17 protein-coding genes are annotated in these 15,026 nt (G+C 67.1%); 10 read left to right on the top strand and 7 right to left on the bottom strand.

The window, feature by feature from the left end; all coding sequences use genetic code 11:
• The 5 genes from AWC14_RS00880 to AWC14_RS00860 are packed head-to-tail and all read right to left on the bottom strand — an operon-like array spanning position 1 to position 5,236.
• A complete protein-coding gene (locus AWC14_RS00880; protein WP_045375950.1) occupies positions 1–1,323 on the bottom strand; it encodes a DUF58 domain-containing protein in 1,323 nt (440 codons plus the stop codon).
• Positions 1,323–2,270 carry an AAA family ATPase gene (locus tag AWC14_RS00875; RefSeq protein ID WP_045375949.1) on the bottom strand — a complete coding sequence of 316 codons (948 nt, stop codon included), beginning with the start codon at positions 2,268–2,270 and terminating at the stop codon, positions 1,323–1,325. Before AWC14_RS00875 ends, AWC14_RS00880 begins: the two co-directional genes overlap by 1 nt.
• Positions 2,267–3,376 carry a DUF4350 domain-containing protein gene (locus AWC14_RS00870; protein WP_045375947.1) on the bottom strand — a complete coding sequence of 370 codons (1,110 nt, stop codon included), beginning with the start codon at positions 3,374–3,376 and terminating at the stop codon, positions 2,267–2,269. Before AWC14_RS00870 ends, AWC14_RS00875 begins: the two co-directional genes overlap by 4 nt.
• Positions 3,373–3,978: a DUF4129 domain-containing protein gene (locus tag AWC14_RS00865; protein WP_045375944.1), complete on the bottom strand. Its 606-nt coding sequence runs from the start codon at positions 3,976–3,978 to the stop codon at positions 3,373–3,375. Before AWC14_RS00865 ends, AWC14_RS00870 begins: the two co-directional genes overlap by 4 nt.
• Positions 3,979–3,991: 13 nt before the next feature.
• A complete protein-coding gene (locus AWC14_RS00860; RefSeq protein WP_142281487.1) occupies positions 3,992–5,236 on the bottom strand; it encodes a DUF7847 domain-containing protein in 1,245 nt (414 codons plus the stop codon).
• A gap of 88 nt (positions 5,237–5,324) precedes the next feature.
• On the opposite strand from AWC14_RS00860, the gene AWC14_RS00855 reads away from it, so the two are divergent.
• The 7 genes from AWC14_RS00855 (at position 5,325) to AWC14_RS00825 (ending at position 10,407) form a co-directional block, all read left to right on the top strand.
• Positions 5,325–5,789, top strand: a complete 465-nt coding sequence (locus AWC14_RS00855; RefSeq protein ID WP_045375941.1) for a GatB/YqeY domain-containing protein — start codon at positions 5,325–5,327, stop codon at positions 5,787–5,789.
• Between the two features lie 91 nt (positions 5,790–5,880).
• Positions 5,881–6,885 carry an LLM class F420-dependent oxidoreductase gene (locus AWC14_RS00850; RefSeq protein ID WP_045375938.1) on the top strand — a complete coding sequence of 335 codons (1,005 nt, stop codon included), beginning with the start codon at positions 5,881–5,883 and terminating at the stop codon, positions 6,883–6,885.
• Positions 6,878–7,699, top strand: coding sequence for an SRPBCC family protein (locus AWC14_RS00845; RefSeq protein WP_045375936.1), 822 nt, complete (start codon positions 6,878–6,880; stop codon positions 7,697–7,699). Before AWC14_RS00850 ends, AWC14_RS00845 begins: the two co-directional genes overlap by 8 nt.
• A complete protein-coding gene (locus AWC14_RS00840; protein WP_045375933.1) occupies positions 7,696–8,865 on the top strand; it encodes a zinc-dependent alcohol dehydrogenase in 1,170 nt (389 codons plus the stop codon). Before AWC14_RS00845 ends, AWC14_RS00840 begins: the two co-directional genes overlap by 4 nt.
• A gap of 12 nt (positions 8,866–8,877) precedes the next feature.
• The gene (locus AWC14_RS00835) at positions 8,878–9,438 is read left to right on the top strand and encodes a type 1 glutamine amidotransferase domain-containing protein (RefSeq protein ID WP_045375930.1); all 561 of its coding nucleotides are present in this window, start codon (positions 8,878–8,880) and stop codon (positions 9,436–9,438) included.
• An 85-nt stretch (positions 9,439–9,523) separates the two neighbouring features.
• Complete coding sequence (locus tag AWC14_RS00830; RefSeq protein WP_268811697.1) at positions 9,524–10,219, top strand: HemK2/MTQ2 family protein methyltransferase; 696 nt, start codon at positions 9,524–9,526, stop codon at positions 10,217–10,219.
• Positions 10,216–10,407 carry a CDGSH iron-sulfur domain-containing protein gene (locus AWC14_RS00825; RefSeq protein ID WP_045375927.1) on the top strand — a complete coding sequence of 64 codons (192 nt, stop codon included), beginning with the start codon at positions 10,216–10,218 and terminating at the stop codon, positions 10,405–10,407. The genes AWC14_RS00830 and AWC14_RS00825 overlap by 4 nt, the downstream gene beginning before the upstream one ends.
• Here AWC14_RS00825 and AWC14_RS00820 read toward each other — a convergent pair.
• Both AWC14_RS00820 and AWC14_RS00815 read right to left on the bottom strand, forming a co-directional pair.
• Positions 10,390–11,346: an iron-containing redox enzyme family protein gene (locus AWC14_RS00820; protein ID WP_045376177.1), complete on the bottom strand. Its 957-nt coding sequence runs from the start codon at positions 11,344–11,346 to the stop codon at positions 10,390–10,392. The two genes, AWC14_RS00825 and AWC14_RS00820, sit on opposite strands and share 18 nt — an antisense overlap.
• Before the next feature lie 110 nt (positions 11,347–11,456).
• A complete protein-coding gene (locus tag AWC14_RS00815) occupies positions 11,457–12,326 on the bottom strand; it encodes a LysR family transcriptional regulator (protein ID WP_085240916.1) in 870 nt (289 codons plus the stop codon).
• 292 nt (positions 12,327–12,618) lie between these two features.
• Between AWC14_RS00815 and AWC14_RS00810 the strand changes: the two genes are divergently transcribed.
• From AWC14_RS00810 to AWC14_RS29335, 3 genes are all read left to right on the top strand, one after another.
• Positions 12,619–13,014, top strand: coding sequence for an anti-sigma factor antagonist (locus AWC14_RS00810; RefSeq protein WP_057003348.1), 396 nt, complete (start codon positions 12,619–12,621; stop codon positions 13,012–13,014).
• A gap of 50 nt (positions 13,015–13,064) precedes the next feature.
• Positions 13,065–14,876, top strand: coding sequence for a molybdopterin-dependent oxidoreductase (locus AWC14_RS00805; protein ID WP_081968040.1), 1,812 nt, complete (start codon positions 13,065–13,067; stop codon positions 14,874–14,876).
• A gap of 78 nt (positions 14,877–14,954) precedes the next feature.
• On the top strand, positions 14,955–15,026 hold a 72-nt coding region (locus AWC14_RS29335), incomplete at its 3' end, for a hypothetical protein (protein ID WP_249026295.1).

Below are 15,026 nucleotides of genomic sequence, written 5' to 3'. Positions count from 1 at the left end.
TTACAGCCGCCCGGTGGCCTTCATCGCCAAGTACCGGTCCGCCAGTGCCGGCGCCAGTTCGGCGGGCGCCGCGTCGACCACGTCCACACCGCCGAGGTGTAGCCGCGACGCGATCGCCCGGCGGTCATTGCGGGCCCGCTCGGCCGCCGCCGCGTCGTACACCGCCGGCGCATCGGCACGGCCGATGGCCAGCTGATCGACCCGCGGATCGGCGACGGCCGCAAGGATCACTGTGTGCTTGGCAGCCAGCTGCGGCAGCACTGGCAGCAAACCCTCCTCGAGGGCGGTCGCGTTGAGGTCGGTCAGCAGAACCACCAGCGCGCGTCGCCGCGCGCGCCGTGCGATCGCCGAAACCATTGCCGCGGAGTCGGATTCAACTAGCGCAGGCTGCAGTGGCGCCATCACATCGACGAGCCTGGCCAGCAGTTCGGTCCGCGATGCGCCGAACAGAGCCGCCCGGGTCACCCGGTCGTGGGCGAGAAAATCGACATGGTCGCCGGCGCGTGCCGCGAGCGCGGCCAGCAGCAGCGCCGCATCCATCGACCAGTCCAGCCGGGGCCACCCGCTCGGATCGCCGGCCGTCGGGTCGACTCCGACGCGGCCGGCGGCCGTGCGTCCGGTGTCGAGCACGATGACGACGCGCCGGTCCCTCTCGGGGCGCCAGGTCCGCACGACGACGTCGGCGCGCCGGGCGGTGGCCCGCCAGTCGATCGACCGGACATCGTCGCCCACCACATACTCGCGCAGCGAGTCGAATTCGGTGCCCTGACCGCGGGTCAGCGTCGGCGACAACCCGTCGATCTCGCGCAGTCTGGCCAGCCGCGACGGCAGATGCTTGCGGGACAGGAACGGCGGCAGCACCCGCAGCCGCCCGGCCACCCGCTGCGTGCTCTGCCGCCCCGCCAGCCCCAACGGCCCGATCGACCGCGCGGTCACCGCCGCCGAGCGCTGATCACCTCGCCGCACCGGGCGCAGCCGGGTATCCACGCGCTGCCCGCGCCCCGCAACGATGTCGACGGTGTGCACGCGCGGCTCGGCGCAGGCGCTGGGCGGCCACGCGTCGCGAACCCTGCCCCGGAACCGGCGGCGACCGCCGTTGTGAACCAGCAGACCGGCGTTCACTTCGTCGCCAAGCCGCACCGAATTGATCGGCGCCCGCGTGAAACGCAGCGCGCGCGGGCTGGCGGCCAGCCACACGTCGCCGGCGACCGCCGCCGCCAGCAGCACCAGCAGCACGACGAAAGACCTTGCCGGCCAAGGCGACAGCGTGATCGGCGCAACGCAGATCAGCGCAATCAGCCCGGTGCGGCCGGTCAGAACCACTAGCGGGGCACCGGAACGGAAGCCAGTATTCCGTCGAGAACGCCGTCGGCGGTGGCGCCCTCCAGTTCCGCCTCGGGGCGCAGCATCACCCGATGCCGCAACGTGGCCCGAGCCATCGCCTTCACATCGTCCGGTGTGACGTAGTCGCGGCCGGACAGCCACGCCCACGACCGGGCGGTGGCCAGCAGCGCCGTCGCGCCACGCGGCGACACACCGAGCTGTAGCGCCGGCGAATTGCGGGTCGCGGCGGCGATGTCGACGATGTAGCCGAGGACCTCGTCGGCGGCCAACACTGTCCGTACCGCGTCACGCCCGGCGGCCAGTTCGGCCGGCCCCGCCACCGGCTGGATCGCGGAAAGATCGCGCGGGTCGAAGCCGTGCGCGTGCCGGCCGAGGATGGCGATCTCCGAATCACGCGGCGGCAGCGGCACAGTCAGCTTGAGCAGGAACCGGTCGAGCTGTGCCTCCGGCAACTGGTAGGTGCCCTCGTATTCGATCGGGTTCTGGGTCGCGGCGACGATGAACGGGTCCGGCAGCGGCCGGGGCTCGCCGTCGACGCTGACCTGACGCTCTTCCATCGCTTCCAGCAGGGCGGCCTGCGTTTTCGGTGGCGTGCGGTTGATTTCGTCGGCCAGCATGAGATTGGTGAACACCGGGCCGTCGCGGAACACGAACGCGGCGGTGCGCGCGTCGTAGACCAGTGAGCCGGTGACGTCGCCGGGCATCAGGTCCGGCGTGAACTGGACCCGCTTGAACTCGAGCTGCAGGGCTGCCGCCAGGGCACGCACCAGCAGCGTTTTCGCCACGCCCGGAACGCCTTCGAGCAACACGTGGCCGCGGCACAACAACGCGATCACCAGGCCGCTGACCACGGCCTCCTGCCCGACGACGGCCTTCGCGATCTCGGCGCGCAGCGCCAGCAACGCCTGACGCGCGTGTTCGGTCATAAGTGCGCGACCTGCCTTTCGATGTCGTCGAGCGCCCGGGCCAGGTGTACCAGGTCGGCGTCGCTGGCCGGTGGCGGTCCGAACAGCCTATTCCGCACCGTCTCCGGGTCGGTTCCACTGCGCGCCGCGATGGCGTTCACCACGTCCTGCGGCGGGCTGGCAGCGGCCAGCCCGAGCCGCGGCAGCAACCGCTGCAATGCCGCGGTGCGCAAGGCCTGCGCGGCAACGTCGCGGGCCCGCCGCGACCGGTACAGCCGGCCGCGGCCCTCGACGGTTTCCGAGGCGCGCACCACCACCGGCAGCTCCTCGGCGACCAGCGGGCCGATCCGGCGAGCCTTCCACAGCGCGATCAGGATGACCGCCAGCCACAGTTGCCAGACCATCCAGTTGACGTTGTCCGGGATCAGATCGAATAGTGTTGCCGATCCCGAAGTTTGGCCCTCGGCCCGCTGCGGCGCATACCAGACCAGGCGTCCGCGGTCACCGGCAAGGTTCATCGCCAGCGCGGCGTTGCCGGCCCGGGGCAGGCCACTGTTGGTCATGAAGTCGGTACTGCCGACGATCGTGACCGTGCGTTCGCCGTCGCGGTAGCGGACCAGCGCCCCGCCGTAGCAGCTGATGACCACTCGATCGCCGGCGGCGCGGAAGGTGTTGGTGGGTCCGAACTGTACCGATCCGGCCTGATTCGCTTCGCGCAGAGGGCAATCCGGCTTGCTGTCCAGCGCGCTGGCGCCCGCGCTGCGGATGTCGGGAGCCAGCACGGCGCGGGCGCGCGACGTCGGCTCGACGAGCAGCAGGTCCCCGTGAGTGTCAGCGAGCCGGCGCAACAGTGTGTCGTCGGTGAGGTGCTGGGCCTGCGCGATCAGCAGCACAGTGTCCGGGCGCATGGCGTTTTCGGCGTCGGCGACGCTGTCGGCGACGACCACGTCGACACCATGGTCTCGCAGCAGCGTGACCAGTGCATGCGCACCCTCCGCGCCCGTGGACGCCGGGTCCATCCGGCCCCCCGGGCGCGGCGCGGTCAGGTAAGTCGTGACGGCGGCGACCGCGCAGATCGCGGCCAGCGTCAACAACACCCACCGCCAAGATCGCAAGCGTGTCGTCATCGGAGCGCCGAACCCGATCGCAGGAGGTGGTCGTCGAGGTCGGCGATCAACCGGTACGCGTCGGGAGTCCCTGGCCGTTCTCCGTAGGTGACGTCGTTGAAAGCCGTTGCGGCCTGGCTGAACTCGGTGGACAGCTGCGGTAACCGGGAGGCCGCATCGCGGGCCAACTCGTTGGCCGTCCGACCGGGCGCCGCGTCGAGCACCCCGCTCTCCTCGAGTCCGCGGGCGACCGCGCGCAACCGATGCCGAATCGCCATTGTCCAATCACCTTCGGCGGCAAAGCGTTCCGCGGTTGTTCGATGAGTCGCGGCGCTGAGCTGACCGGACTCGAACAGCGGGTAATCCGCTCCGCGGCGGGTACGCATCGTGCGCCGCGCGATGCGGACCGCGACTACCACTCCGACCGCCAGCAAGGTGAGCAGCACGGCAATGGTGAACCAGCCACCCGGAATGCTCGATCCCTTCTCGACCACGCGGAAAAGCAGTTCGTTGACCCATTCGTGAAAGCGTTGCGTCAGGGAGGGTTTCGGGTAGATCGGTTTGGCGAGTTCGCGTTGCGCGGCTTGATGTGCGGCATCGCGGTCGATGTCGATAGCGGGCATGCTCAGCGTGTCCTCACACCGGCCGGGTCAGCCACAAATAGTCGGTGGACGCCGCCGCTGCCGGCCCGCCCGCCGCGCCGGTCTGCAGGATCAGATCGAATGCCTCGGCACGCATCCGCCGATCGGTGTAGAGCAGGACGATGACGCCCGCGTTGAACGGAGCGGTGATGACCCGCCCGATCGCCGACCCGATAGCGCTCACCGTCAGGCTGATCAGTGCCGGGCCGCCGGTTGGGTCGGCCAGCAGCTGACCGACGAAATTGAACGGTGCTGCGATCGCGCCGGCGACGAGAAACACCACGACGGCGGTCAGCAGCCGAATGCCCAGCACTCGCCAGAAGCTGTTGCGCACCAACGTAAACGACCTGCCGATGGCGTCGAAAACAGTCAGCTGCTCCAGCACTATCAGCACCGGCGCAAATGACAGCACGGTGTAGGCGTAGCCCACCGCGGCGATCGCGGCCAGTATCAGGGGAAAGCCGATGAGGAATGCCGCCGCACCGTTGCCGACGGCGCCGACCGCGGCGATGATCAGCACCACGACGGCGATGAGCAGTATCGCACCCGCGCCTTCCAGCGCCGCCAGACCGATCAATGCGGGCAGCCGCCCGCGAACCTTGGCCCAGGTCTCGCCGATCGTGATCGTCGACCCGAACACCGCCCGGCCGACGACAACGGTGAGCATGCCGGCGAGCAGGATTCCGGCCAGCCAGCTGACCAGCGCGCCCGCGCCCACCGACGTCACCCAGGTGGCCACGTCACCGGCGGTCAGCTCGTCGCTCGGCATGCCCCGCAGACGGGTCGCGGCTGCAAGCGGCCCGGCCGACACGATTAACACCACGATCTGCACGATCACCACGATGATCGCCGTCAATCCCAGCGTGGCCTTGGGATTGGCGCGGATGTAGCCGGCGGCGCCGTTGTAGATGTCGCTGAGGCTCAACGGTCGCAGCGGGATGATCCCGGGCCTGGGCGCCCCCGGGACGAACGGTGGCGGCCCGTAAGCCGGTGGCGGCCGGTAACCGGGCGGCGGTGGGTAGCCCGGCGGCGGTCCGTAGCCGGGGGGCGGGCCATACCCCGGAGGCGGTGGACCGTAACCGGGAGGCGGCGGGCCGTAACCCGGGGGCGGCGAGTAGCCCGGCGGTGGCCCGTAGCCCGGCGGTGGATAGCCGAACGGCGGATAGCCCGGGGGACCATAACCAGGCGGTGTATACCCCGGCTCCGGATAGTCCGGGTAGTCGTACGGCGGCGTGCTCACAACGTGATCATGCAGGAGCCGTCGTCGTCAATCACGGCTCCCATCCTGTTCGGGCAATTCTCAACGATCGGCGCGTAGCGTCTGGGCTATGGCGGAACTCAAATCCCGGCTGCGGTCAGATTTGACCGAGGCGATGAAGACGCAGGACAAGTTGCGCACCGCCACGCTGCGCATGCTGCTGGCCGCGATCCAGACCGAGGAGGTCTCCGGCAAGGAGTCGCGGGAACTCTCCGACGACGAGGTGATCAAGGTCCTGGCCCGCGAATCGCGCAAGCGGGGCGAAGCGGCCGAGATCTACACCCAGAACGGCCGCGGTGAGCTGGCCGCCAACGAGCACGCCGAAGCGCGGGTGATCGACGAATACCTGCCGCCGCCGCTGACCGAAGGCGAGCTCGCCGACGTCGTGGACACCGCGATCGCCCAGGTGGCCGAGCAGATGGGCGAGCGGCCCGGCATGAAACAGATGGGCATGGTGATTAAGGCCGCCACCGCCATCGCTGCCGGCAAGGCCGACGGGGCGCGGCTGTCCGCGGCCGTGAAGGACCGACTATAGGCATTGGCGGCGACCCGCGGCGCCCGGCTCCGCCGCGCTTGCGGTCGCCGCTACACCGTTTGCCCTCGCCAGCCAGGGGTACCCGTGTCGTATGACGCGGTTTGGCTACACCCTGATGACGGAGCAGAACGGCCCCAAAGACCTTGTCCGAAACGCGGTTTCGGCTGAACGACGGGGTTTCGACTTCGAGGTTTGCAGTGACCACTACTCACCCTGGCTGGTGTCCCAAGGACACGCACCCAATGCCTGGGCCGTGCTGGGCGCGGTCGCACACGCCACCGAACGGGTGGATCTGTACTCGTATGTGACCTGCCCGACGATGCGCTATCACCCGGCGGTCGTCGCGCAGCAGGCGGCAACCGTGCAGATCCTCGCCGACGGCCGGTTCACGCTGGGGCTGGGCAGCGGCGAGAGCCTCAACGAGCACATCGTCGGCCGGGGCTGGCCGGCCGTCACCCAGCGGCTGGGCATGCTGGTCGAAGCGATCAAGATCATCCGGGCCTTGTTCGACGGCGGCCTGGTCGATTGGCGGGGCGACTACTACCAGGTCGACTCGGCGCGGCTGTGGGATCTGCCCGAGGTCCCGGTCGGCATCGCCGTGTCGATGACCGGGCCCAAGTCGATCGCCAAGTTCGCCACGCTCGCGGACCACCTGGCCGCGGTGGAGCCCAACGGCGACCTGGTCCACGAATGGCACTCCGCGCGTCAGGCCACCGGCATGGCCGGCGGCGGCCGGGTGATCGGACAGGTGCCGGTGTGCTGGGACCCCGACCGCGACGCCGCCGTCCAGCGCGCCCACGACCAGTTCCGCTGGTTCGGCGGCGACTGGCACGTCAACGCCAACCTGCCGACCACGGCCGGTTTCGCCGCCGCGACGCAGTTCGTCCGCCCGGAGGACGTCGCGGAGAGCATCCCGTGCGGGCCGGACCTGGACGCGATCGTCGACGCGGTCCGCCCCTACTGGGAAGCCGGGTTCACCGACATCGCGCTGATCCAGATCGGCGGCGACGAGCAGGACCTGTTCTTCAAGGAAGCCGCCGAACCGCTGCTCGACGCGCTGCGGGCGGCGGCCGCCAAGCGGGGCGACGATGACTGACGCACTGGTCAAGGGCCTCGGCGGTGCCAGCCTGGGCCTGGGCCTGACCGAAGTGCTGGCGCCGGGCAAGGTCGCCGCGTTGGCGGGCGTCGACGACACCGGGCGGTCCCGGCCGGTGATCCGGGCGCTGGGGCTGCGCGAATGCGGGCACGCCGCCGCCTTGTTGTTCGGCCCGGAACGCCTGGTGTGGACCCGGGTCGCCGGCGACGCCCTGGACCTGGCGTTGCTGGGCGTCGGGGCGGCCACCAGCCGGGGGCGACGCGGCCGCGCCGCGGCGTCGGCCGCCGCGCTCGCCGCGATCGGCGCGGCCGACCTGTACGCCGCGCTGCGCACCACCCGCAACGGCGGTCGGCACGCGAACGGATCGCGGCACCGCACGATGCGGGCCGCGGTCACCGTGGGTCGCCCACCCGAGGTGGTGTACCGGTTCTGGCGCGATCTGGACAAGATGCCGTCGTTCATGCGCGACGCGGAGATCACCGACGACGAGTCCAACCGCCGCATCGCCTGGCAGTCGGTGCCGGGGTCACCCGTCGAGAGCGGTGGCAGCGTCGAATTCAGCGCCGCTCCGGGCGGACGGGGCACCGAGGTGCGGGTGACGATCAGTTACCGCTCACCCGGCGGTGCGCTCGGCAAAGCGGCGGCGACGTTGTTCGGCGAGTCGCCCGAACAGCAGGTCAACGACGACCTGCGCCGCTTCAAGCAGTTTCTGGAGACCGGCCAGGTCATGCGCTCGGACGGGTCGCCGGAAGGCACCTCCGCGATCAGGCAGATGCATCAGCGGGCCGCACAGCCGAAGGGACACAACGGATGAAGGCCACGGTATGGGCGGGACGCAACAGCGTGGAAGTGCAGTCGGTTCCCGACCCGGAGATCCTCAACGAGCGCGACGCCATCGTGAAGGTCACCTCGACCGCGATCTGCGGGTCGGACCTGCACATCTACGACGGCTACATCCCGACGGTCAAGCACGGCGACATCCTCGGGCACGAATTCATGGGCGAGGTCGTCGAAGTCGGCAAGGCGGTGACGAACCTGGCGGTCGGCGACCGGGTGGTGGTGCCGTTTCCTATCGCGTGCGGTGCGTGTTGGGCGTGCGAACACGAATTGTATTCGCTGTGCGAGAACTCCAACCCGAACGCGGGGATGGCCGAGAAGCTGATGGGCCATTCTCCCGCAGGGCTTTTCGGCTACTCGCACATGCTGGGCGGCTTCGCCGGCGGGCAGGCCGAATACGCCCGGGTGCCGTTCGCCGACGTGGGGCCGCTCAAGATCGACGACGACCTCACCGACGAGCAGGTGCTGTTCCTCTCGGACATCCTGCCGACCGGCTACATGGGCGCCGAGATGTGCGACATCAGCCCCGGCGACGTCGTCGCCGTCTGGGGTGCCGGGCCCGTCGGGTTGTTCGCGATGCTCAGCGCTTACCTGTTGGGCGCATCGAAAGTCATTGCGATAGACCGTGTCCCGTATCGGCTGGAGCTGGCCGAGGAGGTCGGAGCGACACCGATCAACTTCGCCGACACCTCGGTGCTCGAAGAGCTGCGCGACATGACCGCCGGCCGCGGGCCCGATCACTGCATCGATGCCGTCGGCCTGGAGGCCCGCAACTCCTCGACAGTGGTCGACACCTACGACCGCGTCAAGCAGGCGGCGCGTCTGGAAACCGAACGGCCACAAGCCCTTCGGGAAGCGGCGATGAGTTGCCGCAACGGCGGCACGATTTCGATCATCGGCGTCTACGGCGGCTTGATGGACAAGTTCCCGATCGGCGCGATCATGAACCGGTCGTTGACCATCAAAACCGGCCAATGCCATGTGCAGCGCTACATGCGGCCGCTGCTCGCGCGGATCCGCAATCACGAAATCGACCCGACGTTTTTGATCAGCCATCGGCTGCCGCTCGACGAGGCGCCGCACGGCTACGAGATGTTCAAGCACAAGCAGGACAACTGCAGCAAGGTCGTCCTCAAACCCTAAGGGAGAGAAACAATGTCGCATCACGAAATGCACGGCAAGAAAGTCGCGTTCCTGGCCACCGACGGCGTGGAGAAAGTCGAACTCGAACAACCCCGCGCGGCGCTGGAAGAGGCGGGCGCGCAGACCGAGCTGGTATCCCTGAAAACCGGTGAAATCCAGGCCCGCAACCACGATCTGGAGCGGGCCGGGACGTTTCCCGTCGACCGGGCGGTGTCCGACGTATCGGTCGACGACTTCGACGCGCTGGTGCTGCCCGGCGGGACGGTGAACCCGGACAAGCTGCGCCTGGACGATTCGGCGATTTCGTTCGTGCGCGACTTCGTCGAGTCGGGCAAGCCGGTCGCCGCCATCTGCCACGGCCCGTGGAGTCTGGTCGAGGCCGGGGTGGTTTCCGGACGAACGGTGACCTCGTATCCGAGCATCCGCACCGATTTGCGCAACGCCGGCGCCAACGTCGTCGACGAGGAAGTGGCCATCGACGGGAATTTGATCTCCAGCCGCTCGCCGTCGGATCTGCCGGCGTTTTGCTCGACAATCGTGGAGAAATTCGCGCACGCGCCAACCGGTGCCTGATACGGCCTTGTTTCAACCAAGCGGTTTGCGGGCATAGAAACGCCAGACGCCGCGACCGTCGCGGCGACGTGTCGGAAGGGCCCATGTGACCGCTTACCTGGCGCCGCCCGTGACGGATGTCCTGGCCGCTGATGGGGTGTACCCGCCGCAAGAGGACTCACAACTGCTCGTCGACACCATGGAACGCACCGGGCTGGTGCCCGGACGGCGGGTTCTGGATCTGTGTACCGGCAGCGGCTACATCGCGATCGCCGCCGCCGAACTGGGTGCAGGCAGCGTGACCGCGTTCGACATCTGTCCCCGCGCCGTACGGTGCTCGCAAGGCAATGCCGTGCACGCCGGCGTCGACGTCGACGTGCGGGAGGGGTCGTGGATCGGTGCGCTCGAGTGCGGGCCGTTCGAAGTCATCATGTCCAATCCGCCGTACGTACCCACCCCGCCCGCCGGAGACACCGAGGTCATCCCGCCGGCTGCGGGGCCCGCGTGGGCGTGGAACGCCGGAGTCGACGGGAGGCTGGTACTGGACCCGATGTGCGAGTCGGCGTCCAGCCTGCTGTGCGACGGCGGCTCGATGCTGCTTGTGCACTCCCGCCTTTCGGGTGTCGAACAGTCGATTGACACCCTGCGCTCGACCGGTCTGGACGCCGAAGTCGTTGCTACCCAATGGATCCCGTTCGGCCCGGTCATGTCCGCGCGGGCCCGCTGGTTGGAGGACACCGGCCGCATCCAGCGTGGTTGCCGCACAGAGGAATTGGTCGTGATTCGGGCGGACAAGCCATGACTCGGGTACAAATGGTCCCCAACGGGCCGATCCTGATTGAGGGCCCGGTGCACATCGAGATGCCCGACGGTAGCGTCGTCGAATCCGATCGGTTCATGGTGGCCGTGTGTACGTGCCAGCGCAGCAAGAACTATCCGCTGTGCGACACCAGCCATCGGCGCTGCCGCAACCTAAAGCGGGCGTCGTAGCGAGGACTCACCGGACTTCCACGCCGCCACCATTGCGTCGCCGAGGCGGTCTTCGATCATCGCGTGGGCGCGGATCCCGAATACCACATCGCGGTCCAATTGCGGCTCGCGCGCGACCAGATCGCCTACTACGTCGTGGCGGACCACCTGCTCGTGCACCGCGTCGGCCTCCACGTGCTCGGCGTAGAAGGCCACACACTCCGGTGGAGCGTCCAGCCGCTGAAGGGCTTCGACCAGCCGGCGCGAACCCGGTGGCGAGGTGATCTCCGTCGACGCGAAATGTCCGATCGCCGCGCCGCGCAACCAGCGGTGCAGACCGAACATCGACATTAGGTTCACCACCGCAAGCGATTCGGCCGGGACCGCGTCGAGGTAACCCAGATACGTCGCATCCAGTCCGGCAGCGGTCAACAGGTCGGCGAACAACTGCTGGTGCACCCGCGCGCCGCGACCGGCGCCGTACTCGTCGTATTCGACGGCCACGAACGAGGCCTTGGCCTGGCCGGAGAGACGCGGAATCGCCCAGGCATGCGGGTCGCCCTCCTTGAGGTGATACAGCGACCGGTGCACGAAGTACTCGCGCATCTGCTCCCAGGTTCCGTTGTCGCGCAGCCAGTAGGAGGGGCCGGTGCCGTCGACGGACTCGATTGAGAGCGCGTCCATTTCGTCCGCCGCAGTCCGGTCGGGGTCGATGGCGCCGACGTCGCGACGGACCCCGGCCAAAAAGGCCCGCTCCAATTGCGCGCGCAGCTGCAGCAACCCGGGGTTCCATTCCCAGGTCGGGTCGACACCGGCGAAGCCGCGGTAGTGCAACTCGTAACACATGTACAGAGCCAGTTGCAGATCCAGGCCGTAGGGATCCGAGTCCCGCACGGAAGAACCGAGGCGCGCCGGCTGGTCGCGCGGTGCGGGTTCGGTGAGGCTGCGCCGGACGGCCATCGACAGCGGGCCGTGTGCCGCCGGCAGCGGGGGTTCGAGCGTGATCTGTGCGTGGGCCACGCACGGGTGTACCCGCGATAAGCCACTGCTCAAACGAAGGTCGCGGTCCATCAGGGTGCCGCCGGAAGCATCTCAAGAAAGGCTGTGGCAGCTGGTGATGGCGGACGCTCGACGGCGGTGACGACCACAAGCTCCCACGGAATGGCGGGTTCGGTCTTGACGCCCACGACGCGATCGGTGTGCTCCAGGATCGCCGGTGGCAAGAATGCGATGCCGAACCCGCTACCGACCAGCTCCACGAGATCGCTGAGGGTGTCTGATTCACAGCAGATGTTTCGGTGCAGGCCGACTTCGGAGCAAGTCGCGTCCACACGAGCGCGGATCGCGAAATCAGCTTGTCCGCCAATGAATTCACGCTGTGCGAGGTCCGTCAACGCGACGGCCTTTGCCCGCGCCAGGGGGTCATCCGGCCGCACACCAAGTACCAGGAACTCGGTTCCCAGTGATATCTCGTTGACTCGGCGGTCATCGTAGGGACGGTTGACGAAGGCCAAGTCCAGGTTCCCTTCCACAGTGGCCCGGACCAGACCGTCGACGGTGTTGTGTCGTAGGGACACGCTGACGCCGGGGTAACGCTCGTGATACCACGTAAGCAGTAGCGGCAGGTCGATAATCCCGAGGGCTTGGACCACGCCGATGGTCAAGTGTCCACTCAGCACTCCGCGGACCGCAGCCACAGCGGCACGAGCATTGCCGGCGGCGGCCAGCGCGGTCCGCGCCGCTGGTAGCAGCGCACGACCGGCTGCGGTCAGGTCGACGCGCCGGCTGTTTCGGATCAGCAGTGCAGTCCCGAGTTCGCGTTCGAGCACGTTGATCGAGGCGGACAGGGTGGACTGCACGACGTGCGCCCGGGCCGCTGCCCGGGTGAAGTGGCGTTCCTCCGCGACAGCGACAAAATGCGCTAATTGTCTTAGCTCCATAAATCGATCGTATCGATCGACAAGATCGAAACTATCTATCAGATAGAACGCTGCGCTCTCTGGAAACCGCCCTCTTGGCCGCGCTATTCTCGGGGTCACAGTTGCACGGCATGCGTTTTCGGGGTTCGCCGTGAAGCCTTGCAGCGTAAGCCGGATCCGCCGAGCCGAGGATCAGCGCGTCGTCGCCGAGGTGTTCCGACGCGTCGGTTTTTTGCTCGGTTGGGGGAGCGGTTTCGTTGAAACGCCAGCGCCGCCCCTGAGACATTGTCTTCGGGAGTGAGTGAGTACTGACGTGGAAACGGACGTCGAATTAGATGCTGCCCAGCAGAATCCGGCGGTGTCCCCTCGGTCGGACGACGTCGCCGAGCGGTTACAGACCAACACAGTCCGCCGCGGTTCAGGCGCGATTCTCTATGCGCGTGGCGAGGTCGATGCCTACACGCTCGCGACCTGGCGGCAGGTCCTTTGCGAGACCGCCGACGCCTCCTGCGTACGTGGGCCGGTGATTGTTGACATCACCGGGCTGGACTGCATTTCTTGCTCCGGCCTGGCGGCCCTGGCGAATCAGGCAAATACATGCCGGGAGCAGGGCAGCGACCTCGTCGTCGTGAGCCGCGCGGCGATCGCGCACCGGGTGGCTGCCGCCACCGGCCTCGATGTGCGCACCGCCCTCCGGAACCGGTCGTAACGGTGCGTGAGATAGGGACCGAAGTGTCGACCGAGACAGGAGGACACGGGATGGCTGACGGTTCCGCGAGCGCTGCAAATACGGTCGCCCGCGCACGCCTTGAATCTCTGCTCGACCAGCGTGCTCGCAAGAGAGTGCTGGATCAGCACATCGATCTCGAAGACTGGGCCGGGGGGCTGCCGCAACATGAAAAGGCCCAAGTGCCGGTCGTGCGGGTTGGCCGTCGGTGGGTGAATTCGTTGTGGTTGTTGCCGATCGGCGGGGTCGGGCTGCTGCTGGCCATCGCGGTGGCGCAGCAGTTGCGCCAGTACGAGTGGATGCAGAGTTTCATCGAGCGCTACCCAGGAACGTCGACAACCTTTGCACCGGCGGTTAATTCAGGATTTCCGGCTTGGTTGCGCTGGCAGCATCTGTTCAACATCGTTTTCATGATGTTTTTGATGCGGGCAGGAATCCAGATCCTCGCCGATCATCCGCGGTTGTATTTGAATGCCGGGTGCCGACCGGGAACCGAATGGTTGCGGATGCGCGGTCCCGTTCCCGCCGACAGGCAGGACCAGAACGATGCGGCAGGTATCTGGACGGCCAAAGACGATTCGGTGGCAATTCCGAAGTGGTTGGGGGTACCGGGTTTTCGGCATTCGATTGGGCTGGCTCGCTGGTGGCATTTCAGCTTCGACCTGTTGTGGTTGATCAACGGATTGGTTTTCTACGTCCTGTTGTTCACCTCCGGGCAGTGGCGCCGCATCGTCCCGCGATCCTTGGATGTCTTCCCCAATGCGCTATCGACCGCGGTGCAATACGCATCCCTGGACTTCCCGGCTAACCACGGCTTCACCAACTACAACGGTTTGCAGCTCATCGCCTACTTCAGCACCGTGTTCGTCGCCGCTCCGCTGGCATTTGTCACCGGGCTGTTGCAGGGCCCGGCGATCGCGGCGCGGTTCGGTTTCGGTCGGGGCCTGTTCAATCGGCAAGTAGCCCGCACGGTGCACTTCGCGATCCTGCTGTGGATGGTCTTTTTCATCGCGGTTCACACGGTGATGGTTTACACCACAGGGCTTGTCGGCAACCTCAACCACATCATTTTCGGCGCCGACACCCAATCGTATTGGGCGGTAGTGGTTTACGCCGTGGCTATGGTGATCATCGTCGCACTGTGGCTACTCGCCTCACCGATCACCATTCGATACCCGGCCGTGGTCCGCCGCGTCGGTCGCGCATTTGTGGGCTGGGCCAAGGAGCTGCTGGAATTACCGCACCCCAACGCCACATATTCCGAAAAAGACATCTCGCCGTACCTGTGGCCCAACGGCACCATTCCCAGCTCCGACCGTTATCGCGAGCTGCAGGCGAACAACTGGTCCGACTACTCGCTGCGCATCGAAGGGCTCGTCGAGAAACCCGTCAGCCTCTCCTACGACGAACTGCGGGCGCTGCCCAAACACGAACAAATCACCCAACACTATTGCATTCAGGGCTGGTCCGGAGTGGCCAAGTGGGGTGGAGTCCGCATGGCCGACATCCTCGACATGGTGCGGCCACTGCCGTCGGCTCGCTGGGTGGTGTTCTATTCGTTCGCTTACGGAGCCGGCGGACCATCCGAAGGCCGTTACTACGACTGCCACAAGATCGAGCACATGCGAGAACCGACCACTCTGTTGGCTTACGAGATGAACGACGAGCCCCTCACCGAAACCCACGGTGCGCCATTGCGGTTGCGCAACGAACGTGAGCTCGGCTTCAAGCAAGTCAAATGGATCGAAGCGATCGAATTCGTGGAAAGTTTCGCGCACCTCGGTCTCGGACACGGCGGGTACAACGAAGATCACGAATATTACGGCTACCGCATGCCGATCTAAGGATCCAGTTAATTCAAGCGGCTAGTCGAACCGACGGAGGTATGGAATTTGGCCGGACACAACGGCATTGGCGCAGACATGTTGGTGATCTTCGGCATCACCGGTGATTTGGCCCGCAAGATGACTTTTCGGGCGTTGTATCGCTTGGAG

Source organism: Mycobacterium kyorinense (assembly GCF_002101735.1).
GTDB classification, from domain to species: domain Bacteria; phylum Actinomycetota; class Actinomycetes; order Mycobacteriales; family Mycobacteriaceae; genus Mycobacterium; species Mycobacterium kyorinense.
This window is presented reverse-complemented; position numbering and strand designations above follow the sequence as displayed.

Bases quoted from the DNA above. Each gene is read 5' to 3' on its own strand.
- AWC14_RS00875 (WP_045375949.1), bottom strand. From the start codon at position 2,270: ATGACCGAACACGCGCGTCAGGCGTTGCTGGCGCTGCGCGCCGAGATC.
- AWC14_RS00870 (WP_045375947.1), bottom strand. From the start codon at position 3,376: ATGACGACACGCTTGCGATCTTGGCGGTGGGTGTTGTTGACGCTGGCC.
- AWC14_RS00865 (WP_045375944.1), bottom strand. From the start codon at position 3,978: ATGCCCGCTATCGACATCGACCGCGATGCCGCACATCAAGCCGCGCAA.
- AWC14_RS00855 (WP_045375941.1), top strand. From the start codon at position 5,325: ATGGCGGAACTCAAATCCCGGCTGCGGTCAGATTTGACCGAGGCGATG.
- AWC14_RS00850 (WP_045375938.1), top strand. From the start codon at position 5,881: ATGACGCGGTTTGGCTACACCCTGATGACGGAGCAGAACGGCCCCAAA.
- AWC14_RS00845 (WP_045375936.1), top strand. From the start codon at position 6,878: ATGACTGACGCACTGGTCAAGGGCCTCGGCGGTGCCAGCCTGGGCCTG.
- AWC14_RS00840 (WP_045375933.1), top strand. From the start codon at position 7,696: ATGAAGGCCACGGTATGGGCGGGACGCAACAGCGTGGAAGTGCAGTCG.
- AWC14_RS00835 (WP_045375930.1), top strand. From the start codon at position 8,878: ATGTCGCATCACGAAATGCACGGCAAGAAAGTCGCGTTCCTGGCCACC.
- AWC14_RS00825 (WP_045375927.1), top strand. From the start codon at position 10,216: ATGACTCGGGTACAAATGGTCCCCAACGGGCCGATCCTGATTGAGGGC.
- AWC14_RS00820 (WP_045376177.1), bottom strand. From the start codon at position 11,346: ATGGCCGTCCGGCGCAGCCTCACCGAACCCGCACCGCGCGACCAGCCG.
- AWC14_RS00815 (WP_085240916.1), bottom strand. From the start codon at position 12,326: ATGGAGCTAAGACAATTAGCGCATTTTGTCGCTGTCGCGGAGGAACGC.
- AWC14_RS00805 (WP_081968040.1), top strand. From the start codon at position 13,065: ATGGCTGACGGTTCCGCGAGCGCTGCAAATACGGTCGCCCGCGCACGC.